31 protein-coding genes and 1 tRNA gene are annotated in these 21,845 nt (G+C 64.8%); 7 read left to right on the top strand and 25 right to left on the bottom strand.

The genetic code is table 11. From position 1 onward, the window contains the following. Positions 1-5 precede the first annotated feature (5 nt). The 23 genes from rpsE to rpsL form a co-directional block, all read right to left on the bottom strand. Positions 6-806 carry a 30S ribosomal protein S5 gene (gene rpsE / locus VF643_RS00570; protein WP_331041414.1) on the bottom strand — a complete coding sequence of 267 codons (801 nt, stop codon included), beginning with the start codon at positions 804-806 and terminating at the stop codon, positions 6-8. A gap of 3 nt (positions 807-809) precedes the next feature. Continuing rightward, the gene (gene rplR, locus VF643_RS00565; RefSeq protein ID WP_331041413.1) at positions 810-1,166 is read right to left on the bottom strand and encodes a 50S ribosomal protein L18; all 357 of its coding nucleotides are present in this window, start codon (positions 1,164-1,166) and stop codon (positions 810-812) included. Further along, on the bottom strand, positions 1,166-1,699 hold the full coding sequence (gene rplF, locus VF643_RS00560) for a 50S ribosomal protein L6 (protein ID WP_331041412.1): 534 nt from the start codon (positions 1,697-1,699) through the stop codon (positions 1,166-1,168). The genes rplR and rplF overlap by 1 nt, the downstream gene beginning before the upstream one ends. Further along, positions 1,699-2,094, bottom strand: a complete 396-nt coding sequence (gene rpsH, locus VF643_RS00555) for a 30S ribosomal protein S8 (RefSeq protein WP_331041411.1) — start codon at positions 2,092-2,094, stop codon at positions 1,699-1,701. Before rpsH ends, rplF begins: the two co-directional genes overlap by 1 nt. 10 nt (positions 2,095-2,104) lie before the next feature. Continuing rightward, on the bottom strand, positions 2,105-2,410 hold the full coding sequence (gene rpsN, locus VF643_RS00550) for a 30S ribosomal protein S14 (protein ID WP_331041410.1): 306 nt from the start codon (positions 2,408-2,410) through the stop codon (positions 2,105-2,107). 133 nt (positions 2,411-2,543) lie between these two features. Continuing rightward, positions 2,544-3,125, bottom strand: coding sequence for a 50S ribosomal protein L5 (gene rplE, locus VF643_RS00545; protein WP_331041409.1), 582 nt, complete (start codon positions 3,123-3,125; stop codon positions 2,544-2,546). Beyond that, on the bottom strand, positions 3,118-3,426 hold the full coding sequence (gene rplX, locus VF643_RS00540) for a 50S ribosomal protein L24 (RefSeq protein ID WP_331041431.1): 309 nt from the start codon (positions 3,424-3,426) through the stop codon (positions 3,118-3,120). Before rplX ends, rplE begins: the two co-directional genes overlap by 8 nt. Positions 3,427-3,464: 38 nt before the next feature. Further along, complete coding sequence (gene rplN, locus VF643_RS00535; RefSeq protein WP_258890479.1) at positions 3,465-3,833, bottom strand: 50S ribosomal protein L14; 369 nt, start codon at positions 3,831-3,833, stop codon at positions 3,465-3,467. A 245-nt stretch (positions 3,834-4,078) separates the two neighbouring features. Continuing rightward, on the bottom strand, positions 4,079-4,351 hold the full coding sequence (gene rpsQ, locus VF643_RS00530; RefSeq protein WP_331041408.1) for a 30S ribosomal protein S17: 273 nt from the start codon (positions 4,349-4,351) through the stop codon (positions 4,079-4,081). 10 nt (positions 4,352-4,361) lie between these two features. Then, the gene (gene rpmC, locus VF643_RS00525) at positions 4,362-4,568 is read right to left on the bottom strand and encodes a 50S ribosomal protein L29 (protein WP_331041407.1); all 207 of its coding nucleotides are present in this window, start codon (positions 4,566-4,568) and stop codon (positions 4,362-4,364) included. 1 nt (position 4,569) lies between these two features. Beyond that, positions 4,570-5,004, bottom strand: a complete 435-nt coding sequence (gene rplP / locus VF643_RS00520; protein ID WP_331041406.1) for a 50S ribosomal protein L16 — start codon at positions 5,002-5,004, stop codon at positions 4,570-4,572. A gap of 11 nt (positions 5,005-5,015) precedes the next feature. Next, positions 5,016-5,723, bottom strand: a complete 708-nt coding sequence (gene rpsC, locus VF643_RS00515; protein WP_331041405.1) for a 30S ribosomal protein S3 — start codon at positions 5,721-5,723, stop codon at positions 5,016-5,018. Beyond that, complete coding sequence (rplV, locus tag VF643_RS00510; RefSeq protein ID WP_331041404.1) at positions 5,723-6,100, bottom strand: 50S ribosomal protein L22; 378 nt, start codon at positions 6,098-6,100, stop codon at positions 5,723-5,725. The genes rpsC and rplV overlap by 1 nt, the downstream gene beginning before the upstream one ends. After that, the gene (gene rpsS, locus VF643_RS00505) at positions 6,100-6,375 is read right to left on the bottom strand and encodes a 30S ribosomal protein S19 (protein WP_331041403.1); all 276 of its coding nucleotides are present in this window, start codon (positions 6,373-6,375) and stop codon (positions 6,100-6,102) included. The genes rplV and rpsS overlap by 1 nt, the downstream gene beginning before the upstream one ends. Before the next feature lies 1 nt (position 6,376). After that, a complete protein-coding gene (gene rplB / locus VF643_RS00500) occupies positions 6,377-7,246 on the bottom strand; it encodes a 50S ribosomal protein L2 (RefSeq protein ID WP_331041402.1) in 870 nt (289 codons plus the stop codon). 4 nt (positions 7,247-7,250) lie between these two features. Further along, positions 7,251-7,577 carry a 50S ribosomal protein L23 gene (locus VF643_RS00495; protein ID WP_331041401.1) on the bottom strand — a complete coding sequence of 109 codons (327 nt, stop codon included), beginning with the start codon at positions 7,575-7,577 and terminating at the stop codon, positions 7,251-7,253. Next, positions 7,570-8,196 (bottom strand): 50S ribosomal protein L4, encoded by a 627-nt coding sequence (gene rplD, locus VF643_RS00490; RefSeq protein ID WP_331041400.1) that lies wholly within the window; start codon positions 8,194-8,196, stop codon positions 7,570-7,572. Before rplD ends, VF643_RS00495 begins: the two co-directional genes overlap by 8 nt. A gap of 3 nt (positions 8,197-8,199) precedes the next feature. Then, positions 8,200-8,952, bottom strand: coding sequence for a 50S ribosomal protein L3 (rplC, locus tag VF643_RS00485; RefSeq protein ID WP_331041399.1), 753 nt, complete (start codon positions 8,950-8,952; stop codon positions 8,200-8,202). Positions 8,953-9,155: 203 nt separating this feature from the next. Then, entirely contained in the window at positions 9,156-9,464 is a 309-nt protein-coding gene (gene rpsJ, locus VF643_RS00480) for a 30S ribosomal protein S10 (protein WP_095999177.1), read from the bottom strand. Positions 9,465-9,668: 204 nt separating this feature from the next. Beyond that, positions 9,669-10,859, bottom strand: coding sequence for an elongation factor Tu (gene tuf / locus VF643_RS00475; RefSeq protein WP_331041398.1), 1,191 nt, complete (start codon positions 10,857-10,859; stop codon positions 9,669-9,671). 238 nt (positions 10,860-11,097) lie between these two features. After that, complete coding sequence (gene fusA, locus VF643_RS00470) at positions 11,098-13,173, bottom strand: elongation factor G (RefSeq protein WP_331041397.1); 2,076 nt, start codon at positions 13,171-13,173, stop codon at positions 11,098-11,100. Positions 13,174-13,271: 98 nt separating this feature from the next. Next, positions 13,272-13,742 carry a 30S ribosomal protein S7 gene (rpsG, locus tag VF643_RS00465; protein ID WP_331041396.1) on the bottom strand — a complete coding sequence of 157 codons (471 nt, stop codon included), beginning with the start codon at positions 13,740-13,742 and terminating at the stop codon, positions 13,272-13,274. A 131-nt stretch (positions 13,743-13,873) separates the two neighbouring features. After that, positions 13,874-14,245 (bottom strand): 30S ribosomal protein S12, encoded by a 372-nt coding sequence (gene rpsL, locus VF643_RS00460; protein WP_029936467.1) that lies wholly within the window; start codon positions 14,243-14,245, stop codon positions 13,874-13,876. 291 nt (positions 14,246-14,536) lie between these two features. Here rpsL and VF643_RS00455 point away from each other — a divergent pair. From VF643_RS00455 to nusG, 3 genes are all read left to right on the top strand, one after another. Further along, positions 14,537-14,613, top strand: a tRNA-Trp gene (locus VF643_RS00455). Between the two features lie 179 nt (positions 14,614-14,792). After that, positions 14,793-14,996 (top strand): preprotein translocase subunit SecE, encoded by a 204-nt coding sequence (secE, locus tag VF643_RS00450; RefSeq protein WP_331041395.1) that lies wholly within the window; start codon positions 14,793-14,795, stop codon positions 14,994-14,996. Between the two features lie 25 nt (positions 14,997-15,021). Continuing rightward, positions 15,022-15,558 (top strand): transcription termination/antitermination protein NusG, encoded by a 537-nt coding sequence (gene nusG / locus VF643_RS00445; RefSeq protein ID WP_331041394.1) that lies wholly within the window; start codon positions 15,022-15,024, stop codon positions 15,556-15,558. A 22-nt stretch (positions 15,559-15,580) separates the two neighbouring features. On the opposite strand, the gene VF643_RS00440 is transcribed toward nusG, so the two are convergent. Beyond that, a complete protein-coding gene (locus tag VF643_RS00440; RefSeq protein ID WP_331041393.1) occupies positions 15,581-16,912 on the bottom strand; it encodes an AarF/ABC1/UbiB kinase family protein in 1,332 nt (443 codons plus the stop codon). Between the two features lie 142 nt (positions 16,913-17,054). Between VF643_RS00440 and rplK the strand changes: the two genes are divergently transcribed. From rplK to VF643_RS00420, 4 genes are all read left to right on the top strand, one after another. Continuing rightward, a complete protein-coding gene (gene rplK, locus VF643_RS00435) occupies positions 17,055-17,486 on the top strand; it encodes a 50S ribosomal protein L11 (protein ID WP_331041392.1) in 432 nt (143 codons plus the stop codon). A gap of 3 nt (positions 17,487-17,489) precedes the next feature. Continuing rightward, positions 17,490-18,182 (top strand): 50S ribosomal protein L1, encoded by a 693-nt coding sequence (gene rplA, locus VF643_RS00430; RefSeq protein WP_331041391.1) that lies wholly within the window; start codon positions 17,490-17,492, stop codon positions 18,180-18,182. 145 nt (positions 18,183-18,327) lie between these two features. Next, the gene (locus VF643_RS00425; protein ID WP_331041390.1) at positions 18,328-19,578 is read left to right on the top strand and encodes an arsenic transporter; all 1,251 of its coding nucleotides are present in this window, start codon (positions 18,328-18,330) and stop codon (positions 19,576-19,578) included. Between the two features lie 125 nt (positions 19,579-19,703). After that, complete coding sequence (locus VF643_RS00420) at positions 19,704-20,183, top strand: RcnB family protein (RefSeq protein WP_331041389.1); 480 nt, start codon at positions 19,704-19,706, stop codon at positions 20,181-20,183. A 104-nt stretch (positions 20,184-20,287) separates the two neighbouring features. Here VF643_RS00420 and VF643_RS00415 read toward each other — a convergent pair whose 3' ends face one another. Then, positions 20,288-21,802: a transglutaminase family protein gene (locus VF643_RS00415; RefSeq protein WP_331041388.1), complete on the bottom strand. Its 1,515-nt coding sequence runs from the start codon at positions 21,800-21,802 to the stop codon at positions 20,288-20,290. Positions 21,803-21,845 lie beyond the last annotated feature (43 nt).

Raw genomic sequence — 21,845 nt, 5'->3', positions numbered from 1 at the left:
ATCGATTACTCCACGATCGCCGCGGCTTCGGCCTCGGCGACGCCCTTGTCGGCGCCACCGCGACCAAGCAGGTCCGCGATCTTCTTGCCGCGGCGCTGTGCGACCGCCTTGGGGGAGGTCTGCTCGCCCAGAGCGTCGAACGTCGCGCGGATCATGTTATAGGGGTTGGACGTGCCGACCGACTTGGTCACCACATCGGCAACGCCCAGCGATTCGAAGACGGCACGCATCGGGCCGCCCGCGATGATCCCGGTGCCCTGCGGCGCCGAACGGACGGTGACGCGACCGGCACCGAAGTGACCGTTGACGTCGTGATGGAGCGTCCGGCCCTCGCGAAGCGGCACGCGGACCATCGCCTTCTTGGCAGCCGCGGTCGCTTTGGAGATCGCCTCAGGCACTTCGCGCGCCTTCCCGTGGCCGAAGCCGACCCGGCCTTTGCCGTCGCCGACGACGACGAGCGCCGCAAAGCCGAAGCGCTTGCCGCCCTTCACCGTCTTGGACACGCGGTTGATGTGGACCAGCTTCTCGATCAGCTCTTCGCCGCCGTCGTCGCTGCCCGGACGCCCGCGGTTGCCGTCGCGACCACCACGACCGCCGTCACGGCCGCCGCGATTGCCACCGGGGCCACCACCGCGATTGCCGCCGGGGCCACCACGGCCGCCACCGCCGCCGCCGGGACCACCACGACCGCGACCGCCGCCGCTGCCCTGATAGCCACCGCCCTGCTGTCCCGCCTGGCCGGTCAAATCCTGCACGACCGTCTCGGGGGCGATCACCGTCTCTGGAATGTTGGTTTCGTCAGCCATGTCTTAGAACTCCAGTCCGGCTTCGCGCGCCGCATCGGCCAGCGCCTTGACGCGGCCGTGGTAGAGAAAGCCGCCGCGGTCGAACACGACCTGGGTGACGCCGGCGGCCTTGGCCGCTTCCGCCACACGCTTGCCAACCTCGGTCGCCGCCGAGATGTTCGCGCCGGATACGCCGCGCACGTCCTTTTCCAGCGTAGAGGCCGACGCGACCGTCGCACCGGCGACGTCGTCGATCACCTGCGCATAGATATGCTTGCCCGAACGATGCACCGACAGCCGCGGCCGGGTGCCTGCCCGCGCGCGCAGCGCGGTGCGGTTGCGGCGGCGCCGCTTGGCGAAAAGAGAGAGACCCTTGGTCATTACTTCTTCTTCCCTTCCTTGCGGAAGATGAACTCGCCGGCATATTTGATGCCCTTGCCCTTATACGGCTCGGGCTTGCGCCAGCGGCGGATTTCGGCGGCCAGCTGGCCGACCTTCTGCTTGTCGGCGCCCGAAATCTCGACCGTCGTGTTGTCCGGCGTCTTCACGTCCAGATCATCCGGCACCACGATGTCGACATCGTGGCTGTAGCCGAGCTGCAGCTTGAGCTTCTTGCCCGTCACATTGGCGCGATAGCCGACGCCGGTGATGAGCAGCTTCTTCGTGAAGCCGTCCGTAACGCCCGTCACCAGGTTCTGCACCAGTGTCCGCTGCATGCCCCAGAAGGCACGTGCGCGGCGGGTGTCGTTCGCCGGGGTCACGGCGATACCGTCCGCCTGGACGTCATAGCTGATGTCGTCCGACAGCTTGAGCGTCAGCAGCCCCTTTGGGCCTTTCACGCTCATCACGCCACCGTCGATCGTCGCGGTAACGCCGGCCGGAACCGGGATCGCCTTCTTGCCGATGCGGCTCATCAGAACACCTCCGCGAGGACTTCGCCGCCGACGTTCTGCTCGCGCGCTTCGTTGTCCGAAAGCACGCCGCGCGGCGTCGAGACGATGGTGATGCCAAGGCCGTTCATGACCCGGGGCAGTGCCTGGCTGCCGCTATAGACACGGCGGCCGGGCTTGGAGACGCGCGCGACATGCTTGATCGCGGGCTGGCCCTCGAAATACTTCAATTCAATGCGAAGGCCCGCGGCGGGGCCCATCTGCTCTTCGCTATAGCCACGGATGTAGCCTTCGCGCTGGAGCACGTCGAGCACCCGGGCACGCAGCTTGGACGCGGGCGTCAGCACGCTGTCCTTGCGAGCACGCTGGCCATTACGGATGCGGGTGAGCAGGTCACCCACGGGATCGGTCACTGCCATCTGTCGGTCCTTACCAGCTCGACTTCGTCAGGCCGGGGATCAGGCCCTTGTTGCCCAATTCCCGCAGCATGATGCGCGAAAGCCCGAACTTGCGATAATTGCCACGCGACCGTCCGGTCAGCTGGCAGCGGTTGCGCACGCGCGTCGGGTTCGCGTTGCGTGGCAGTTCCGCCATCTTGAGGCGCGCGATCAGGCGCTCGCCATCGTCGAGAGTCGTGTCGTTGGCCTTGGCCTTCAACGCCGCGAACTTGGGCGCATATTGCTTGACCATCGCCTTGCGACGCTCGTTCTTCAGTACCGAACTCAGTTTCGCCATTGGACTTAAGCTCTCTTCCTTAGCTCCCCTCCCCTTTGGGGGAGGGGCTGGGGGCGGGGCGGGGCCGCGAGCAAATCGCTCGTTGATAGGCCCCATCCCAAACCCTCCCCCGAAGGGGAGGGGCTCGTTAATACTAAGCCGCCTGCTTCTCTTCGACGGCTTCTTCGATCGGGAACGGGAAGCCGAACAGGCGGAGCAGCTCGCGCGCCTCGTCGTCGGTCTTTGCGGTCGTCGTCACGATAACATCCATGCCGCGCACCTTGTCGATGCGGTCATAGTTGATCTCGGGGAAGATGATCTGCTCCTTGATACCGCAGGCGTAATTGCCGCGACCATCGAAGCTCTTGGGGTTCAGCCCGCGGAAATCGCGAACGCGCGGCAGCGCGATCGTGACGAAGCGGTCGAGGAACTCGTACATCCGCTCGCGGCGAAGGGTGACCTTCACGCCGATCGGCATGCCCTCGCGCAGCTTGAACTGCGCGATCGACTTCTTGGCCTTGGTGACGACGGGCTTCTGCCCGGCGATCAGCTCCATTTCGGAAGCTGCCTGGTCGACGCGCTTCTTGTCCTGGGTCGCCTCGCCGACGCCCATGTTCAGCACGATCTTGTCGAGCCGGGGCACCTCGTTGACGTTCTTGTAGCCGAACTTCTCCGTCATCGCCTTGGCGATCGAGTCGTCGTACATCGCCCGCAGGCGGGGCTTGTAATCAGCCACCGATCGTCTCCCCGGTCTTCACGGCCACGCGGACCTTCTTGCCATCCTTGATCTCGAAGCGAACGCGCGTCGGCTTGCCGTCGGCGGTCACATGCGCGACCTTGGAGACGTGCATCGGCGCCTCGACCTTTTCCAGCCCCCCCTGCGGGTCTGCCTGGGTCGGCTTCTTGTGGCGGGTCGCGACGTTGATGCCGCCGACGATCACCTTGCCGTCCTTGGGCATGGACTGCGTGACCGTACCGGTGCGCCCCTTGTCCTTGCCCGACAGAACGATGACCTGGTCACCCTTCTTGATGCGCATCTTCAGCTTGGGTGCGGCGGTCTTGCTGGCGGTGGCCATCACAGCACCTCCGGCGCGAGGCTGATGATCTTCATGTGCTTCTTGCCGCGCAGTTCGCGCACGACCGGGCCGAAGATACGGGTGCCGATCGGCTCCTCGTTCTTGTTGACCAGGACGGCTGCGTTGCTGTCGAACCGGATCGTCGATCCGTCCGCGCGGTGGATATCCTTGCGGGTCCGTACGATGACGGCGCGGTGCACGTCACCCTTCTTCACCTTGCCGCGGGGCTGTGCTTCCTTGATGCTGACGACGATGATGTCGCCGACACCGGCCACGCGACGCTTGGAGCCGCCCAGCACCTTGATGCACTGCACCCGCTTCGCGCCGCTGTTGTCAGCGACGTCGAGATTGGACTGCATCTGGATCATGGATCCGTATCCTTCTCAAACCTATGGGGCCGATTGCTGACCGGCACCCGCCTAAAAATACAAAGCCCGGCGCGAGGTGAGCCTCGCGTCGGGGGAGCGGCCTGTTAGCCGTTCCCACGTCCGAACACAAGGTCCGGAACCTCTCCTCCGCCCGTCACCCCAGCGAAAGCTGGGGTATCAGGTTAGGGAGAACCACCCCGCCACGAGACCCCAGCTTCCCCTGGGGTGACGGGCGGCGCGAAAACTCAACCCTCGGCCGACGCCCGCTCCGGCGTCGCATGGGTGTTCACCCGCTCGATCACCGTCCAGGTCTTCAGCTTGGAGATCGGCTTGGTCTCTTCGATCCGCACCGTCTCGCCCTGCTTGAAGGCATTCGCCTCGTCATGGGCGTGATACTTCTTCGAACGGCGGATGATCTTGCCGTAGAGCGGGTGCTTCACCTTGCGCTCGACATTCACCACCACCGTCTTGTCGGTCTTGTCGGAGACGATCACTCCGGTCAGCACGCGCTTCGGCATGATACGTTCCTTACTTGGCAGACCCAGCGCCGGTGCGCTGAGTCTGAAGGGTCTTGATGCGGGCGATGTCGCGCCGCACTTCGCGCACGCGGCTGGGCTTCTCCAGCTGGTTCGTCGCCGACTGGAAGCGCAGGTTGAACTGCTCGCGCTTCAGCTGGACCAGCTGCTCGACGAGCTGGTCGTCGCTGGAGCCTTTGAGATCGTCGATACGCGCCATCTTACTCGCCTCCGAGGTGGCTGGTGTCGCCGAGGCGTGCCACCACCTTCACCTTGATCGGCAGCTTCATCGCCGCCCGTTCGAACGCCTCTGCGGCGATCTTGCCTTCCACCCCGTCCAGTTCGAACAGGATGCGGCCCGGCTTCACCCGCGCCGCCCAGAATTCCGGCGAACCCTTGCCCGAACCCATGCGGACTTCGGCGGGCTTCGACGAGACCGGCACGTCCGGGAAGATGCGGATCCACAACCGCCCCTGGCGCTTGATGTGGCGCGTGATCGCGCGGCGGGCCGCTTCGATCTGGCGCGCGGTGATCCGGTCCGGCTCCATCGCCTTCAGGCCATAGGCTCCGAAGTTCAGCGACGTGCCGCCCTTCGCATCGCCATGGATGCGGCCCTTGAATGCCTTGCGGAACTTGGTCTTTTTCGGTTGCAGCATCGGATCGTTCCTTAGCGGCGGTCGTCGCGAGCCGGACGGACACCCGAAGTCTGGGCCTCCATCATCAGCCGGTCGGTTGCCATCGGATCATGGCCCAGGATTTCGCCCTTGAAGACCCAGACCTTGACGCCGCAAACCCCGTAGGACGTGTGCGCGGTCGCCTCGGCATAGTCGATATTCGCGCGAAGCGTGTGCAGCGGAACCCGGCCCTCGCGGTAGCTCTCCGAACGCGCGATTTCCGCGCCGCCCAGACGGCCGCCGCAGGCAACGCGGATGCCATCGGCACCCAGGCGCATTGCCGACTGGACCGCACGCTTCATCGCACGGCGGAACGCGATACGGCGCTCCAGCTGGTCGGCGATGCCCTGTGCCACGAGCCGAGCATCGACTTCTGGCTTGCGGATTTCGACGATGTTGAGCGAGACGTCCGACGCGGTCATCGCACCGATCGTCTTGCGCAGCTTTTCGATGTCGGTGCCCTTCTTGCCGATGATGACACCGGGGCGCGCCGCGAAGATCGAGATGCGGCACAATTTGGCCGGACGATCGATCACCACCTTGGAGATCGCGGCCTGCGGCAGCGTCTTCATGATGAAGGTGCGGATCTTCAGATCTTCCAGCAGCAGACGCGCATAATCGGCGCCATCGGCATACCAGCGGCTGTCCCAGGTGCGGTTGATCTGCAACCGCATCCCGATCGGGTTGCTCTTGTGACCCATTATGCTTCTTCCTGCTCGCGGACGACGATGCGCAGCTTGCTGAACGGCTTGAGGATGCGCGTCGATTTACCGCGGCCGCGCGTGGCGAACCGCTTCATCACGATACCCTTGCCGACCGAAGCCTCAGCGACGACTAGTGCGTCCACGTCGAGGTTGTGGTTGTTCTCCGCATTGGCGATCGCCGAGGCGAGCACCTTGCGTGCATCGACCGCCATGCCCTTGGTCGAGAATTGCAGGATGTTCATCGCATCGCCGACCTTGCGGCCGCGGATCAGGCCTGCAACCAGGTTCAGCTTCTGCGCGCTGCCGCGGATCTGCGTGCCGACCGACAACGCTTCCTTGTCACCGACCTTGCGGGGGGATTTCGGCTTGCTCATCAGCGCTTGCCCTTCTTGTCGGCGGCGTGGCCGGGGAAGTAGCGCGTGGGCGCGAACTCGCCGAGCTTCATGCCCACCATATCCTCGTTCACGCTCACCGGCACGAACTTGCGGCCGTTATAGACGCTGAAGGTCAGCCCCACGAACGTCGGCAGGATCGTCGAGCGGCGCGACCAGGTCTTGATCGGCGCACGCGCGTTGGTATCCTGGGCGGTTTCTGCCTTCTTGAGCAGGTGAAGGTCCACGAACGGACCCTTCCAGACCGAGCGAGCCATGTTAGCCCTTCCTCTTCGTCGAATGACGCGACCGGATAATCATCTTGTCGGTCGACTTGTTGTGGCGGGTGCGCGCACCCTTGGTCGGCTTGCCCCAGGGGGTGACCGGATGGCGGCCGCCAGAGGTACGGCCTTCGCCACCGCCGTGCGGATGGTCGACCGGGTTCTTGGCGACGCCGCGGGTCAGCGGGCGCTTGCCCAGCCAGCGGTTGCGGCCGGCCTTGCCCAGGTTCTGGTTCTGGTTGTCCGGGTTGGACACCGCACCCACCGTCGCCATGCACTCCGAATGGATGTAGCGCTGCTCGCCCGAGTTCAGGCGAACGATCACCATCCCGCGGTCACGACCGACGACCTGAACATACGTGCCTGCGGACCGTGCGATCTGGCCGCCCTTGCCCGGCTTCATCTCGACGTTGTGGACGATGGTGCCAACCGGCACCTGGCCCAGTTCCATCGCATTGCCCGGCTTCACGTCGGCGCGCTTGGCAGCGATCACCTTGTCACCCACGGCGAGCCGCTGCGGCGCGATGATATAGGCCACGTCGGCCTTGCCTTCGCCCTCTGCATCCGCGGCCACGGTGCCGTAGTTTATGAGCGCGATGAACGCGGTACGATTGGGATCATATTCGATCCGCTCGACCGTGCCCTCGACATCCCAGCGACGACGCTTGAAGTCGATATGGCGATAACGCTGCTTGTGACCACCGGCGATGCCGCGGCTGGTCACATGGCCTTTGTTGTTGCGGCCGCCCGACTTGCGCTTGCCTTCGGTCAGCGCCTTGACGGGGCTGCCCTTCCAGAGCGTCGAGCGGTCGATCAGGACGAGGCCGCGCGTCGATGGCGTCGTCGGATTATATTGCTTGAGTGCCATGATCCTAGACCCCCGTCGTCACGTCGATCGTCTGACCGTCGGCGAGCGTCACGATCGCCTTCTTTATGTCGGACTTGGTGTAGGGCGTACCCTTCCACTTCTTGGTCTTGCCCTTCTGGACGATCGTGTTCACGCCTGTCACCTTGACGTTGAACAGCGCCTCGACGGCAGCCTTGATCTCGGGCTTCGACGCCGAGTTCGCGACCTTGAAGACCACGGCGTTATGCTCGCTGAGCAGGGTCGCCTTTTCGGTGATGTGCGGCGCCAGGATCACGTCATAGTGACGGATGTCGGTCGCCTTCTGGGGCTTGCCCCCGAAAACCTTAGCCATTGAAACGGGCCTCCAGCTTCTCGAGTCCGGCGCGGGTCAGGACCAGCGTCTCGGCGCGAAGGATGTCATAGACGTTGGCGCCGACCGCAGGGAGGATATCCACCTCGTGCAGGTTGCCCGCTGCAAACGCGAAGCTCGTGTCCACGATATCACCGTCGATCACCAGCGCACGCTTGCCGAAGCCGAGCTTGGCCAGATCGCCCTTCAGCGTCTTGGTCTTGCCGCCCTCGACCGCCAGGCTGTCCATGACGACGAGCGAACCCGCCTTGGCATGGCTGCTCAGCGCCATCTTCAGGCCAAGCGCGCGAACCTTCTTGTTGAGGCTCGGATCGAAGTCGCGAACGCGGGCGCCGTGCGCCTTGCCGCCGCCAACGAAGATCGGTGCGCGACGATCGCCGTGGCGCGCCACACCGCCGCCCTTCTGACGACCCAGCTTCTTGCCGGTCCGCGCGACATCGGCGCGTTCGCGGGTGCCCCGCGCGGTAGCACGACGCTTCTCGAGCTGCCAGGTGACCACGCGGTGGAGAATGTCGGCGCGCGGATCAAGGCCAAAGACCTCGTCCGAAAGCTCGACCTCGCCTGTGCTGTCACCGGCGAAGGAGGAAATCTTGATCTGCACTTATCAGCCCTCCTGGCCGTCGGTCGCGGCCGGCGCGTCTGCGGTCTCGGCAGGCGTGTCGGATGCGGTGTTCGTGTTTGCGGCTTGCTTCAAGCTGGCCGGATACGGCGCCTCGGCATGGGCCTTGACCTTGACCGCGTCCTTGACGAACAGCCAACCGCCCTTGGAGCCGGGGACCGACCCCTTCACGAAGATCAGCCCGCGCTCGACGTCGGTGCCGACGATCTCCAGATTCTGCTGGGTGCGATACTTGTCGCCCATGTGGCCGGCCATCTTCTTGTTCTTGAAGACCTTGCCCGGATCCTGGCGCTGACCCGTGGAACCCAGCGAGCGGTGCGAAACCGAGACGCCGTGCGTCGCGCGCAGACCGCCGAAGTTCCAGCGCTTCATGCCGCCGGCAAAACCCTTGCCCTGCGTCCGCCCCTGGATGTCGACCATCTGGCCTGCGACATAATGATCCGCCGACAGTTCGGCGCCGACGTCGAGGAGGTTGTCCTCGGTCACGCGGAACTCGTGGACCACCGCCTTCGGCTCCACCTCGGCCTTGCCGAAATGGCCGCGCTGCGGCTTGGCGACGTTCTTCACCTTGGCGACGCCTGCGCCAAGCTGGACGGCGGTATAGCCGTCGGTATTCATCTCGCGGCGGGAAACGACCTGGAGCGCTTCGAGCTGCAGGACGGTGACCGGCACATGCCGTCCGTCGTCCTGGAACACGCGGGTCATTCCCATCTTCTTCGCGATCACGCCGGTGCGCATGACCAAACTCCTCACAGAGGCACGGGAGGGAAATCCTCCGGTGCGTGTCAGCCCGAAATGCGAAGCGTGCCCCCGTCCCGGGCTGGTGTCTCTGAGAACAGAAACAGACGGGAGACGCTGTCCCGACGGCCGAGGCCGGCGGCGGTATCTCTCACATCCGAAAGCGCAGGACGATTCGTCGACTGCGCAGCGGATGCAGGCCGTTAGGCCAACTTGATCTCGACGTCAACGCCCGCGGCCAGATCGAGCTTCATCAGCGCGTCCACAGTCTGCGGAGTCGGCTGAACGATGTCGAGCATCCGCTTGTAGGTACGGACCTCGAACTGCTCGCGCGACTTCTTGTCGATATGCGGCCCGCGCAGCACCGTGAACTTCTCGGTGCGCGTCGGCAACGGAATCGGGCCACGGATGAGCGCGCCGGTACGGCGTGCGGTGTCGGCGATGTCGCCGGTCGCCTGGTCGAGCACCCGGTGATCGAACGCCTTAAGACGAATGCGGATATTGCTGTCCATAGTCCCTACCGATGCGAAAGAGCGAAGACGGGGCCACCCAGTTCATCCCGCCAGCCGGACCAAGTCCAGGACGACGGGGAAGCAAGGGAACCACGTCCGAAAAACCCAAGGTTACAAGGGCCGCAATCGACGGCCCTCACATAAAAAGGGAGCGACCGACCCCGTATCCGGGGCCGGCCGCTCCGCTCCAGACCTTAGCCTATATTACTTCGAGATGCCGCTGACAATCCCCGAACCGACGGTCCGGCCACCTTCGCGGATCGTGAAGCGCTGGCCCACGTCCATCGCGATCGGCGCGATCAGCTTGATGCCGAGCGCGACGTTGTCGCCGGGCATGACCATCTCGGTGCCCTCGGGCAATTCGACGGTGCCGGTGACGTCGGTTGTGCGGAAGTAGAACTGCGGACGGTAGTTGGCGAAGAACGGCGTGTGACGGCCGCCCTCGTCCTTCGACAGCACGTAGACTTCCGATGAGAAATCGGTGTGCGGCTTGATCGAGCCGGGCTTGCAGAGCACCTGGCCACGCTCGACCTCTTCACGGCCGACGCCGCGGATCAGCGCGCCGATGTTGTCGCCTGCCTGGCCCGAATCGAGCAGCTTGCGGAACATCTCGACGCCGGTGACCGTGGTCTTGCGGGTGTCGTTGATGCCGACGATCTCGACTTCCTCGCCGACCTTGACGATGCCGGTCTCGACGCGGCCCGTGACCACCGTACCGCGACCCGAGATCGAGAACACGTCCTCGATCGGCATCATGAACGGCTTGTCGAGCGGACGCTCGGGCTGCGGCAGATACGTATCGACCGCTTCCATCAGCTTCAGCACGGCATCATGGCCGATTTCCGGGGTCTTGTCTTCGAGCGCGGCGACCGCCGAACCACGGATGATCGGGATGTTGTCGCCGTCGAAGTCGTACTTCGAAAGCAGTTCGCGGATTTCCATCTCGACGAGTTCGAGGATTTCCTCGTCGTCGACCAGATCGACCTTGTTCATGAACACGACCATCGCGGGCACGCCGACCTGGCGGGCGAGCAGGATGTGCTCGCGCGTCTGCGGCATCGGGCCGTCGGTAGCCGACACGACCAGGATCGCGCCGTCCATCTGCGCGGCACCGGTAATCATGTTCTTCACGTAATCGGCGTGGCCCGGGCAATCGACGTGCGCATAGTGGCGCGCCAGCGTCTCATATTCGACGTGCGCGGTCGAGATCGTGATGCCACGCTCGCGCTCCTCGGGGGCCTTGTCGATGTTCGCATAGCTGGTGAACGTCGCGCCGCCGGTCTCGGCCAAAACCTTGGTGATCGCGGCCGTTAGAGACGTCTTACCGTGATCGACGTGACCGATCGTGCCGATGTTGAGGTGCGGCTTGTTCCGCTCGAACTTCTGCTTCGCCATGTTTCCTACCTTCTGATTCGAATCCGCCGCCGCATCCGAGGCCACGCGAACGCGGCCCCATAGCGGCTGTTTCTAAGTTGCGCCAGCCTCTCGCTTCGCCGTGACCTCGAAGTGATCCGAAGTTCCGCTTCTTCGAGGGCTGACCGCGAAATGAATTCGCGGTCGTCGGTCCTCGGGCTTGCCCGAGGCCGGCCGGCCTTCGACGTCGAGGGGCTAAGCGCGCTTAGCCCCGTGCGCCTCAGGCCAGCTTCGCCTTGATTTCCTCGGCGACGTTACTCGGAACCTCGTCGTAATGCGAGAACTGCATGCTGTACTGCGCGCGGCCCTGCGTGAACGAACGCAGCTGGTTCACATAACCGAACATGTTCGCCAGCGGCACCATCGCCTCGACCGTCTGCGCGTTGCCGCGGGAATCGGTCCCCTGGATCGCGCCGCGCCGCGAGTTCATGTCGCCGATGACGTCGCCCAGATAATCCTCCGGGGTGACGACCTCGACCTTCATGATCGGCTCCAGCAGCTTGATGCCCGCCTTCTGCGCCGCTTCGCGCATCGCGCCACGGGCACAGATTTCGAACGCCAATGCCGACGAATCGACGTCGTGATAGGCGCCGTCGTACAGATGGACCTCGAAATCGATGATCGGGAAGCCGATCAGCGATCCGCCCTCCGCCGTCTCGCGCATGCCCTTCTCGACCGAGGGTATATATTCCTTGGGAATATTGCCGCCCTTGACCTCGTCGAAGAACTGGAAGCCGGTGCCGCGCTCGCCGGGGATCACGGTCAGCTTGACGCGGCCGAACTGGCCCGAGCCGCCCGACTGCTTCTTGTGCGTATAGTCGATATCGACCTTCTTCGCGAGATATTCGCGATACGCCACCTGCGGCGCGCCGACATTCGCCTCGACCTTGAACTCACGCTTCATGCGATCGACCAGGATTTCGAGGTGAAGCTCGCCCATCCCCTTGATGATGGTCTGGCCGCTCTCCGCATCCGACGACACCCGGAACGACGGATCCTCGCGCGCCAGGCGATTGAGCGCGACGCCCATCTTCTCCTGGTCGGCCTTGGTCTTGGGCTCCACCGACAGTTCGATGACCGGATCGGGGAACTCCATCCGCTCCAGGATGATCGGCGCGTTGAGCGCACACAGCGTCTCGCCGGTCGTCGTGTCCTTCAGCCCCGCCAGCGCGACGATGTCGCCCGCGAACGCCTCCTGGATATCCTCGCGGCTGTTGGCATGCATCAGCAGCATGCGGCCGACCTTTTCCTTCTTGTCCTTGACCGAATTCATCACGACCGATGCGGTGTCCATGCGGCCCGAATAGATGCGTGCGAAGGTCAGCGTGCCGACGAAGGGATCGTTCATGATCTTGAACGCCAGCGCCGACATCGGCGCATCGTCGGTCGGCGGACGCGTGTCCGGCGTCACGCCATCGAGCTTCAGGCCCTCGACGTCCTTGATGTCGAGCGGGCTGGGCAGATAGTCGACGACGCCGTCCAGCAGAGGCTGAACGCCCTTGTTCTTGAACGCCGAGCCGCACAGCACGGGGACGAACGAGAAGTTCAGCGTGCCCTTGCGGATCAGCTTCTTCAGCGTCGCCGTGTCGGGCTCCTGCCCTTCCAGATACGCCTCCATGACATCGTCGTCCTGCTCGACCGCCATCTCGATCAGCTCGCTGCGCGCGGTGGCGGCGGCGGCGGCCATGTCGTCGGGGATCGCGGTGATCTCGAACTTGGCGCCCAGCGACTCTTCGAGCCAGATGATCGCATTGTTCTCGACCAGATCGACCAGCCCCTTGAACCCGCCCTCGATGCCGATCGGCAGGTACAGCACCGCCGGGCGCGCGCCGAGGCGATCCTTTATCATCTCGACGCAGCGCTCGAAGCTGGCGCCGGTCCGGTCCAGCTTGTTGACGAAGCACATCCGCGGGACGTGATACTTCTCGGCCTGGCGCCAGACGGTCTCGGATTGCGGCTCGACGCCGGCGACGCCGTCGAAGCACGCGACCGCTCCGTCGAGCACGCGCAGCGAACGCTCGACCTCGATCGTGAAGTCGACGTGGCCGGGCGTATCGATGATGTTGATCCGGTGATCGTCCCAGAAGCACGTGGTGGCAGCCGACGTGATCGTGATCCCGCGCTCCTGCTCCTGCTCCATCCAGTCCATCGTCGCGGTGCCTTCATGCACTTCGCCGATCTTGTAGGACTTGCCGGTGTAATAGAGGATTCGCTCGGTGGTCGTCGTCTTGCCGGCGTCGATGTGCGCCATGATGCCGATGTTGCGATACTTCTCGAGCGGATGGCTGCGGGCCATGATCGGTGCTTCCTTAGCGATGTGGGGAGCAGGGCATTACGCCCGCTCCCCACGATATAGGTGCAAATGCTACCGGTGGAAAGCCACCGGCCACCGCCTTACCAGCGGTAATGGCTGAACGCGCGGTTCGCTTCGGCCATGCGGTGCGTGTCTTCGCGCTTCTTGACCGCGTTGCCGCGGTTGTTGGCGGCGTCCATGAGCTCGCCCGAAAGGCGGGCCGCCATCGTGTTCTCACTGCGGGAACGCGCGGCCGAGATCAACCAGCGGATCGCCAGTGCCTGCGCCCGTTCGGGACGCACTTCGACGGGCACCTGATAGGTCGCACCGCCGACGCGGCGCGAGCGCACTTCGATGCCCGGTTTGATATTGGTCAGCGCATCATGGAACACGCCGATCGGGTCGCGCTTGGCGCGGGTTTCGACGGTTTCCAGCGCACCGTAGACGATCAGTTCCGCGACGGACTTCTTGCCGTCCAGCATGACCGAATTCATGAACTTCGACAGAACCTCATCCCCGTACTTCGGGTCGGGCAGGATGATACGCTTTTCGGGGCGACGACGACGTGCCATTTCAAATTCCTTATCTGCTTCAGCCTGTTCCGGAACACGTCCGGGGCTTACTGGGTCTGGGGTCCGGAGCCTGGATCCCCGGCAAGCTCGCCTGAGGCGATCTTTCGAGGATGATCATGCCCCCGGCATGATCACTTCGGACGCTTGGCGCCGTACTTGGAACGCGACTGGCGACGATCCTTCACACCCTGTGTATCGAGCACGCCGCGCAGGACGTGATAGCGAACACCGGGAAGATCGCGCACACGACCGCCACGGATCAGGACCACCGAATGCTCCTGGAGGTTGTGCCCTTCGCCCGGAATGTAGCTGATGACTTCGCGCTGGTTGGTCAGGCGGACCTTGGCCACCTTGCGCAGCGCCGAGTTCGGCTTCTTCGGGGTCGTCGTGTAGACGCGCGTGCAAACGCCCCGCTTCTGCGGGTTCTGCTCCATCGCAGGGACCTTGGACTTGGCCTTCTGCGGTTCGCGGCCCTTGCGGACCAGCTGGTTGATCGTCGGCATTGAAGCCTTCACCTTTCATTGGGTTACTTTGCTGGAGCCCTGAACCTTAGGTTCTGACGCCCCTGCGAAGCTCGATGGCTTCGCGAATACAAATAAGGACCACGGATCAGCCTTCGCTGACCCTCGGCCCTGGAGTGCATCCAGCAATGTTCAATCGCCCGTATGGCATGAATGCCGGTCTGGACTGTCGGCGCCTATACGCAGCGACTCCTGTGCGGTCAACGATAACAACGGCGGTGCGTTTGCTGGCTTGTGTCGCGGCATCGGCGGCGCTAACGGCAGCGCCCATACAGGGGCATAGCTCAGCTGGTTAGAGCGTCGGTCTCCAAAACCGAAGGCCCTCGGTTCGAATCCGAGTGCCCCTGCCAGGTTCGACGAAAACGGCGAAGCCGCACATCGAACCGGCTGGCGCGTGGGAAATCGCCCACCCTTGCCTTACGCCGGCGCCGGCGCTATCTGCGCCAACCATCCGACAGCACGGTATCTTCCGCCGCTCCCTCAAACGGGGCGGGCGGGGCGCCGTGTCAGAAAAAGGGCCGAGATCACCGTGGCGAAGACGTCCCCGACCGAATTCTTCCGGCAGGTGCAGGCAGAGACCAAGAAGGTCGTCTGGCCGACGCGGCGCGAGACGGTGATGACCGCCGTGATGGTCGTCATCATGACGACGATCCTGGCGCTGTTCTTCCTGGGCGTCGATTCCATCTTCGAAGCGATCGTCAGGCAGCTCCTGAAGTTCGCGCAGAGCCAATAAGCCAACAAGTCCGGGACAATAACCAATGGCACGCTGGTACATCATCCACGCTTATTCCGGTTTCGAGGGCAAGGTCCGCGATTCGATCATGGCCGAGGCGACCCGCATGGGCCTCGAGCAGCTGGTCGAGCAGATCGAGGTTCCGACCGAGACGATCACCGAAGCCCGTCGCGGCAAGAAGATCGCGGTCGAGCGCAAATTCATGCCCGGCTATGTCCTGGCCAAGCTCAGCATGAACGACGACGTCTATCACCTGGTCAAGAACACACCCAAGGTGACCGGCTTCCTGGGATCGATGGGCAAGCCCCAGGCGATCAGCGAGGCCGAAGCGGCGCGCATGCTGAACAGCAAGGAAGAGGCGGCAGCAGCGCCGAAGCAGAAGATCAAGGTCGATTACGAGATCGGCGACGCGGTCAAGGTGCTGGAAGGCCCCTTCGCCAGCTTCAACGGCCTGGTCGAGGAACTGGATTTCGACAAGTCGAAGGTCAAGGTATCGGTGTCGATCTTCGGACGCGCCACGCCGGTGGAACTCGATTTCGAGCAGGTCGAACGGTCGAAGTAACGCGGGTGGCAGGCGGGTCGGCTTATGCCACCCACTGCGCCGCCATCGCCCTCACCTCCACCCGCGCCTTCAGGCGGGCGGCGAGTAGCGCGGTTCCGCTGATCTTGCGCTGAGCAAACAGCATGGCGGCGGGCGGCAGATGCCATGTCGCGCGGTCCGCGATCATGACCGCGGCGTCTTCGCGCAGCACACCGACGAACGCGCGGTCGCCGAAGTCGAATGGACCTTCCCTGCCCAACTCTCCCAGGATGACGTCGATCATCCGATCCAGCAGCGGGCCATGCCGGGCGGCGGCAGCGGTGCCGACGAACCCCGCCGCGATAGCGGCTTCTCTCACCGCATCGCGGCTGCCTGCCAGACCGGCGCGCAGCAGGTTGCGATAGGCCGCCACCGTCTCCGGCGCGACGGCGCGCGCGGCGCCGAAATCGAGCAGGACGATGCGCCCGCTGTCGTGCTGATACCGGTAATTGGCGAAATTGGGGTCGGTCTGCATCCAATCGAAGTCGAACAGCTCGCGCAGCACCAGCTCGATCAGCGACGCCATCACGCCGTCGCGCACGCTCTGGTCGGCGCCGTCCAGCGTCTCGATCGCGACGCCGTCGACGAAGTCCATCGCCAGCACGCGGTCGGTCGTGAATTCGCGGTCCAGCCCAGGCACGACGAACTTGGCAGACCCTGCCAGCAACCCGCCGAACCGCTCCAGCTGCGCGCCTTCGCGGACGTAATCCGCCTCCTCGTTCAACTGCGCCTTCGCCTCCGCCAGCAGGGGCGCAAAGTCGAGCCCGGCGGGCAGCAGCCCGGAAACGCGCAGCAGCGTGGCGACATTGTCCACGTCGGCGTCGATGCTGTCGGCGACACCGGGATATTGCACCTTGATCGCCAGCATGCGCCCGTCGTGCGTGCTGGCGCGGTGGACCTGACCGATCGAGGCGGCGGCGACCGGCGTCGCTTCGAACCGGGCGAAGCGGCGGCGCCAGTCGCTGCCCCATTGGCTCGCCAGCACGGCCTGCAATTGCGCGGGCGGCATGTGATGCGCACCGCTGCGCAGCCGTGCCATGATAGACGTCAACTCGGGCGGCAGGACATCGCCTGCGTCCATCGAGATCATCTGCCCCAGCTTCATCGCCGCGCCGCGCAAGTGCGAAAGCTGATCCGCGACGCGCGCGACGTTGGCGGGCGTCAGCAACATCTCTCTGATATTGGGACGCTGACCATCGGCGAGGCGCCGGGCGCCTTCTGCCATCATGCCCCCCGCGACTCCGCCGGCCATCCGGCCGAACACGCCCAGTCGGGAAAGCCGCCCGCGCGGAACGGCGCGGCCCGCCGGCCGGCGACGATCGTCTTGATTGTCCATAGCCGCGATGTGGTGGCGACACGGGCTTTGCAGCGCAACGCTTTTCGGCTATGCGCGCCGGCTTCCACCGTCATCGTTGGATAACAGCCTGCGGGAGGCGCGTTCGCGCGTCGCTATCACCGCTAAACCTGAAGAGAGTGACATGGCAAAGAAGATTACGGGTTATATCAACCTGCAAGTTCCCGCCGGCGAGGCGAAGCCTGCGCCGCCGATCGGGCCTGCACTGGGTCAGCGCGGCGTTAACATCATGGAATTCTGCAAGGCGTTCAACGCGCAGACGACCGATGTCGACAAGGGCACCCCGCTCCCCACGAAGATCACGGTCTATGCCGACCGCAGCTTCACCTTCGAGACGAAGACGCCACCGGCCACCTTCCTCATCAAGAAGGCGCTGAACCTGAAGTCCGGCTCGAAGGAGCCAGGCAAGACGTCGGCGGGCAAGATCACCCGCGCGCAGCTGAGCGAAGTGGCGCAGATCAAGATGAAGGATCTGAACGCCAACGACATCGACGCAGCGACGAAGATCATCGAAGGCTCCGCCCGCGCGATGGGCCTCACCGTGGTGGAGGGCTAAGACATGGCGAAGCTGACCAAGAAGCAGAAGGCGAACACCGTCAATCCCGAGGCGCTGCACGGCATCGACGAGGCGATCGCGATGGCGCGCGCCGGCGCGACGTCCAAGTTCGACGAGACGATCGAAGTCGCATTGAACCTGGGCGTCGATCCGCGTCATGCCGATCAGATGGTTCGCGGCGTGGTGAACCTGCCGAAGGGCACCGGCAAGACGGTGCGCGTCGGCGTGTTCGCACGCGGCGCCAAGGCCGACGAAGCACGGGAAGCGGGCGCCGACGTGATCGGTGCCGAAGACCTGATGGAAACCATTCAGGGCGGCACCATCGATTTCGATCGCTGCATCGCGACCCCGGACATGATGGGCATCGTCGGTCGCCTGGGTAAGGTGCTCGGGCCCAAGGGCCTGATGCCGAACCCCAAGCTGGGCACCGTCACGATGAACGTCGCGCAAGCCGTTAAGGACGCCAAGAGCGGCCAAGTCGAATATCGCGTCGAAAAGGCCGGGATCATCCATTCCGGCATCGGCAAGGCGAGCTTTCCTGCCGAAGACCTGCGCGCCAATTTCGACGCGCTGCTCGACGCGGTCGTCCGCGCCAAGCCATCGGGCGCGAAGGGCAAGTATGTCCGCAAGGTCGCCATTTCGAGCACGATGGGGCCGGGCATCAAGGTCGATACCGCCGAGGTAAGCGCAGCCTAAGCCGCGCGATGCGCCAGCCAAGCGCGGGCGCATATCTTCGGCGCCGCCGGCACGGGTGTGAATTCCGCTCCACATCCGCGACGGTACAAGCGAGAAGGCCGGGAGCGATCCCGGCCTTTTTCATGAGCGCCTGCCGGTATTTCCAATGACGGTCAACGCCGCCATCTGGATCATCTGCTTGATCGCGACCGTTGGCGTCATCGCGCGGCCGTTCAAGCTTCCCGAAGCGATCTGGGCCATTGCCGGTGCGCTGCTGCTGGTCGTGGCGGGCCTGCTTGCGCCCGACGCCGCCTTGTCGGCGGTCCGAGGAGGCGGCGACGTCTATCTGTTCCTGATCGGCATGATGCTGTTGTCCGAGGCGGCTCGCATCGAGGGGCTGTTTGACTGGCTTGCGGTTCACGCGGTCAACCGGGCGCGCGGCTCTCCCCGCCGGCTGTTCGCACTGATCTTCGGCGTCGGCGTGATCGTGACGACCTTCCTGTCCAACGATGCGGCCGCAGTCGTCCTGACCCCGGCCGTCTATGCCGCGGCGCGCAAGGCGAAAGCAAAGCCGCTGCCGATGCTGTTCGCTTGCGCCTTCGTCGCGAATGCCGCCAGTTTCGTGCTGCCGATCTCCAACCCCGCCAATCTCGTGCTGTACGGCGGGCGCATGCCGCCGCTGGGCGCGTGGATGGCGTCGTTCGCTCTGCCATCGCTGCTGTCGATCGCGGCGACCTTCGTCATGTTGCGCTGGGTCGCGCGCGACGATCTGGCGGGATCGTGCGAGCTCAGGGTAGAAGCGGTGGCATTGCCGCGCGGCGGAAAGGTCGCGCTGGCCGGCATCATCGTCACCGGCGGTCTGCTGATCGCCGTCTCGGCCCGTGACGGCGCTTTGGGCCTGCCGACATGCCTTGCGGGCGTGGCGACGACGACGATCGTGTGCATCGCCGGTCGCAAATCGCGGCTGACGATCGCCCGCGCGGTGTCGTGGTCGGTCTTGCCACTTGTTGCGGGGCTGTTCGTGCTGGTCGAGGCGCTGGCGACGACCGGAATCATCGGCGTGCTGGCCCGCGCGCTGGCCGATGCGGCGTCACGATCGCCGCAAGTGACAGCGGGTGTCGCCGGGACAGCGCTCGCCATCGTGTCGAACCTGATGAACAACCTGCCCGCCGGCCTGATCGCGGCGACTACCATCGCTCACGCCCGTCCGCCGCAGATGGTGACAGACGCGCTGCTGATCGGGGTCGATCTCGGCCCCAATCTGTCGATCACCGGATCGCTGGCGACGATCCTGTGGCTGACGGCGATCCGCCGGGAGGGGGAGGACGTGAGTTTCTGGCGCTTCCTGAAGGTCGGCGCACGGGTGATGCCCCCTGCCCTGCTCTGCGCGATCGGCGCCCGGCTGGCGATCGGCTGAGCCGGCCGAGAACCAACTTCCTGTCGGATCGCTGACGGCGCCATTCCGCAACGGTTCACCGGGCGATGCGTATTTGCGATCCCAGGCCGATGCCCAAAGCACGGTTTGAACCAGGAGTATCGCTTATGCGTAAATTCATCCTCACGGCGCTTGCCGCCTCCGTCCTTTGCCCCGTCGCAGTCAGCGCACAGAGCTATGGCGAAGTCCGCCGGAACCAGCGCGAACTGCGCGAAGATCGTCGCGACTTGCGCGAGGCGCAGCGCCGCGGCGACCGTGGGGACGTCCGCGAAGCCCGCCGCGAGTTGCGCGAAGATCGGCAGGAAGCGCGCGAAGATTGGCGCGACTATCGCCGCGCGCACGCCGACGTGTACCGCCGCGGCGGCTATCGCGGGCCGCAGGGCTATCGCTATCGCCCGATCGCGATCGGCCACCGCTTCGCGCCTAGCTATTACGGTCGCCAATATCGCATCGACGACTATCGCACCTATCGCCTGGCCGCCCCCCGCTACGGCTATCAACGCTGGGTGCGCTACGGCAACGACGTCGCCCTGGTCGACACACGGTCCGGCCGCGTGGTCGCCGTCCACAATCGCTTCTTCTACTGATCGAATCGCCCCGGCCCGGACACCCCGTCCCGGCCGGGGCCTTGCCGGTCAGCCAGGCAGGCCCGACTCTCCTACTCCTAAGACCCTACTCCTAAGACCCTACTCTAAGACGGCGTCTTGTCCTTGGCCGGCGTCGACGATGCGTCCCGATCGGCGGCATGCCCCTGACAGGGCGGCGTGGCGCCGGCGAATTCATCGAACGTGCCGAAATGGTTGCGCAGGGTATCCGCCAGCCCGGTCAGCTTCGGCAGCCCGCTCCCGCGCCCGGATACTTCCGACACATAGGCTTTGTTGTTGTCGAAGCCGGCGATGGCGCTGTTGACGGTCGCTGCTTCCGCCGCGCTGACTTCGGGCACCATGACGCGCCGGCTCTTGGCCATGCGCGCCACGCCATTCTCAAACGAAGATATCCGCCAATAGGCAATCCCACCAAGCATGCGATCGACCGGATTCGACGAATAGGACCAGTGCAATCCTTTCCCCGCAGGCGGCACTTTGACGGTTGTGGCATAGCACGTGAACGCAGGATAATCGGTCGCCCAGGCGGCGTCCTGCGCTTGATCCTTGGGGTGTTTCATTTCCGCAGGTGGCGGAAAGCCCGCGCCCAACAGGTAATGGGTGTGGCCGGTCTTGTCGTCGCCCTCCCAATCGACCTTGCCCTCGCCCTCCATCGTCAGGACAAGCAGACGCTTGTCCTCGTCGAAGCGCCAGGTGGTACGTGACGGCTCAACGTTGGGCATCTGCTGGCGCCAATAGGCAGCCTGCATCCGATCCGCATCCGCGGGAGCCAGCCCCGCGAGTTGCGCACGGATGCCGAGGATCTCGTCCCCGCGCATCGTCTGCTGTATCTTGTATTTCCCGGGATTGGCGAAGCCGGCGGATGCGTCGATCTCGACGACCTGCACCATCTGCGGGTATTTCGGCGGCAGGACGGCAACAGGTTCGAGCGATGCTCCTGCGGAACGCAGCGGCAGGACGAAGCGCGACCGGGGCGCGTCCAGATCGGCCAGATGGCGATCGCCCGATCGTGTCGCGTCGAGCCAATATGCGGCACCGTCGATGGTCGCGCGGACCACGACATGATCGAAGACGGCGGGCGTCGGCAGCCGCCGATCGATCCCGTCACCGCCCTGCGCGCCGACCAGGACCGGCTCCGCGGCAATCCCCAGTTCGCGCAGCAGGGCGACCAGCAACACCGTCTTGGCCTTGCAGTCGCCGAAGCGACGCCGCCACGTATCGTCGGCATTCGCTGGCCGGTAATTGCCCCCGTCCAGTCCCACATAGACGTAGCGGATGCGATCCTCGACGACGCGCAGCGCTGCTTCCGCGCGGCGGGCTGCATCCGGCGTTTCCTTCGCGATCCGGCTTGCTTCCGCCTTCACCGGTGAGCTCGGCGACAGCGCCGCTGCGCGCACGAAAAGTGGATCGAAGGTGCGGGAAACCGCTGCCCAATCGGGATAGCTGCTGAACTGCACTTGGCGAACCGCGCCATACCGCGGGGGCGCGCCTTCCGGGATGATCGCGGACGCGGGATCGGTGAGCAGATACTGGCGATCCGTCTCCGTGCCCAGATCGGTCACCACCGCAGCCGGCAGGTCCGCAGACGCACGATATGCCATAGCGCGATCCTTTGGCTGGACCACGCGAAGACGATAGGCGCCG

It is taken from the genome of Sphingomonas sp., assembly GCF_036387595.1.
In the GTDB taxonomy this organism is placed as follows: domain Bacteria; phylum Pseudomonadota; class Alphaproteobacteria; order Sphingomonadales; family Sphingomonadaceae; genus Sphingomonas.
The sequence above is the reverse complement of the archived record's forward strand: the minus strand, read 5'-3'. Positions and strand labels throughout refer to the sequence as shown.

What these genes read in the sequence shown, in the direction of transcription:
- rpsN (WP_331041410.1), bottom strand. Translation starts at nt 2,410, where the DNA reads ATGGCGAAACTGAGTTCGGTACTGAAGAACGAGCGTCGCAAGGCGATG.
- rplP (WP_331041406.1), bottom strand. Translation starts at nt 5,004, where the DNA reads ATGCTGCAACCGAAAAAGACCAAGTTCCGCAAGGCATTCAAGGGCCGC.
- rplK (WP_331041392.1), top strand. Translation starts at nt 17,055, where the DNA reads ATGGCAAAGAAGATTACGGGTTATATCAACCTGCAAGTTCCCGCCGGC.
- nusG (WP_331041394.1), top strand. Translation starts at nt 15,022, where the DNA reads ATGGCACGCTGGTACATCATCCACGCTTATTCCGGTTTCGAGGGCAAG.
- rplX (WP_331041431.1), bottom strand. Translation starts at nt 3,426, where the DNA reads ATGCGCATCAAGAAGGGTGACCAGGTCATCGTTCTGTCGGGCAAGGAC.
- VF643_RS00420 (WP_331041389.1), top strand. Translation starts at nt 19,704, where the DNA reads ATGCGTAAATTCATCCTCACGGCGCTTGCCGCCTCCGTCCTTTGCCCC.
- fusA (WP_331041397.1), bottom strand. Translation starts at nt 13,173, where the DNA reads ATGGCCCGCAGCCATCCGCTCGAGAAGTATCGCAACATCGGCATCATG.
- rplA (WP_331041391.1), top strand. Translation starts at nt 17,490, where the DNA reads ATGGCGAAGCTGACCAAGAAGCAGAAGGCGAACACCGTCAATCCCGAG.
- VF643_RS00425 (WP_331041390.1), top strand. Translation starts at nt 18,328, where the DNA reads ATGACGGTCAACGCCGCCATCTGGATCATCTGCTTGATCGCGACCGTT.
- VF643_RS00495 (WP_331041401.1), bottom strand. Translation starts at nt 7,577, where the DNA reads ATGGCTAAGGTTTTCGGGGGCAAGCCCCAGAAGGCGACCGACATCCGT.
- rplN (WP_258890479.1), bottom strand. Translation starts at nt 3,833, where the DNA reads ATGATCCAGATGCAGTCCAATCTCGACGTCGCTGACAACAGCGGCGCG.
- rpsL (WP_029936467.1), bottom strand. Translation starts at nt 14,245, where the DNA reads ATGCCGACGATCAACCAGCTGGTCCGCAAGGGCCGCGAACCGCAGAAG.
- rplC (WP_331041399.1), bottom strand. Translation starts at nt 8,952, where the DNA reads ATGCGCACCGGCGTGATCGCGAAGAAGATGGGAATGACCCGCGTGTTC.
- rpsS (WP_331041403.1), bottom strand. Translation starts at nt 6,375, where the DNA reads ATGGCTCGCTCGGTCTGGAAGGGTCCGTTCGTGGACCTTCACCTGCTC.
- rpsE (WP_331041414.1), bottom strand. Translation starts at nt 806, where the DNA reads ATGGCTGACGAAACCAACATTCCAGAGACGGTGATCGCCCCCGAGACG.
- rpsH (WP_331041411.1), bottom strand. Translation starts at nt 2,094, where the DNA reads ATGGCAGTGACCGATCCCGTGGGTGACCTGCTCACCCGCATCCGTAAT.
- VF643_RS00415 (WP_331041388.1), bottom strand. Translation starts at nt 21,802, where the DNA reads ATGGCATATCGTGCGTCTGCGGACCTGCCGGCTGCGGTGGTGACCGAT.
- rpsG (WP_331041396.1), bottom strand. Translation starts at nt 13,742, where the DNA reads ATGGCACGTCGTCGTCGCCCCGAAAAGCGTATCATCCTGCCCGACCCG.
- rplF (WP_331041412.1), bottom strand. Translation starts at nt 1,699, where the DNA reads ATGAGCCGCATCGGCAAGAAGGCGATCCCGGTTCCGGCCGGCGTTACC.
- rplR (WP_331041413.1), bottom strand. Translation starts at nt 1,166, where the DNA reads ATGACCAAGGGTCTCTCTCTTTTCGCCAAGCGGCGCCGCCGCAACCGC.
- rpsC (WP_331041405.1), bottom strand. Translation starts at nt 5,723, where the DNA reads ATGGGTCACAAGAGCAACCCGATCGGGATGCGGTTGCAGATCAACCGC.
- rplV (WP_331041404.1), bottom strand. Translation starts at nt 6,100, where the DNA reads ATGAGCAAGCCGAAATCCCCCCGCAAGGTCGGTGACAAGGAAGCGTTG.
- VF643_RS00440 (WP_331041393.1), bottom strand. Translation starts at nt 16,912, where the DNA reads ATGGACAATCAAGACGATCGTCGCCGGCCGGCGGGCCGCGCCGTTCCG.
- tuf (WP_331041398.1), bottom strand. Translation starts at nt 10,859, where the DNA reads ATGGCGAAGCAGAAGTTCGAGCGGAACAAGCCGCACCTCAACATCGGC.
- rplB (WP_331041402.1), bottom strand. Translation starts at nt 7,246, where the DNA reads ATGGCACTCAAGCAATATAATCCGACGACGCCATCGACGCGCGGCCTC.
- rpsQ (WP_331041408.1), bottom strand. Translation starts at nt 4,351, where the DNA reads ATGCCGAAGCGCGTGCTGACCGGAGTGATCGTCTCCGACAAGACCGAC.
- rpmC (WP_331041407.1), bottom strand. Translation starts at nt 4,568, where the DNA reads ATGGCGCGTATCGACGATCTCAAAGGCTCCAGCGACGACCAGCTCGTC.
- rpsJ (WP_095999177.1), bottom strand. Translation starts at nt 9,464, where the DNA reads ATGGACAGCAATATCCGCATTCGTCTTAAGGCGTTCGATCACCGGGTG.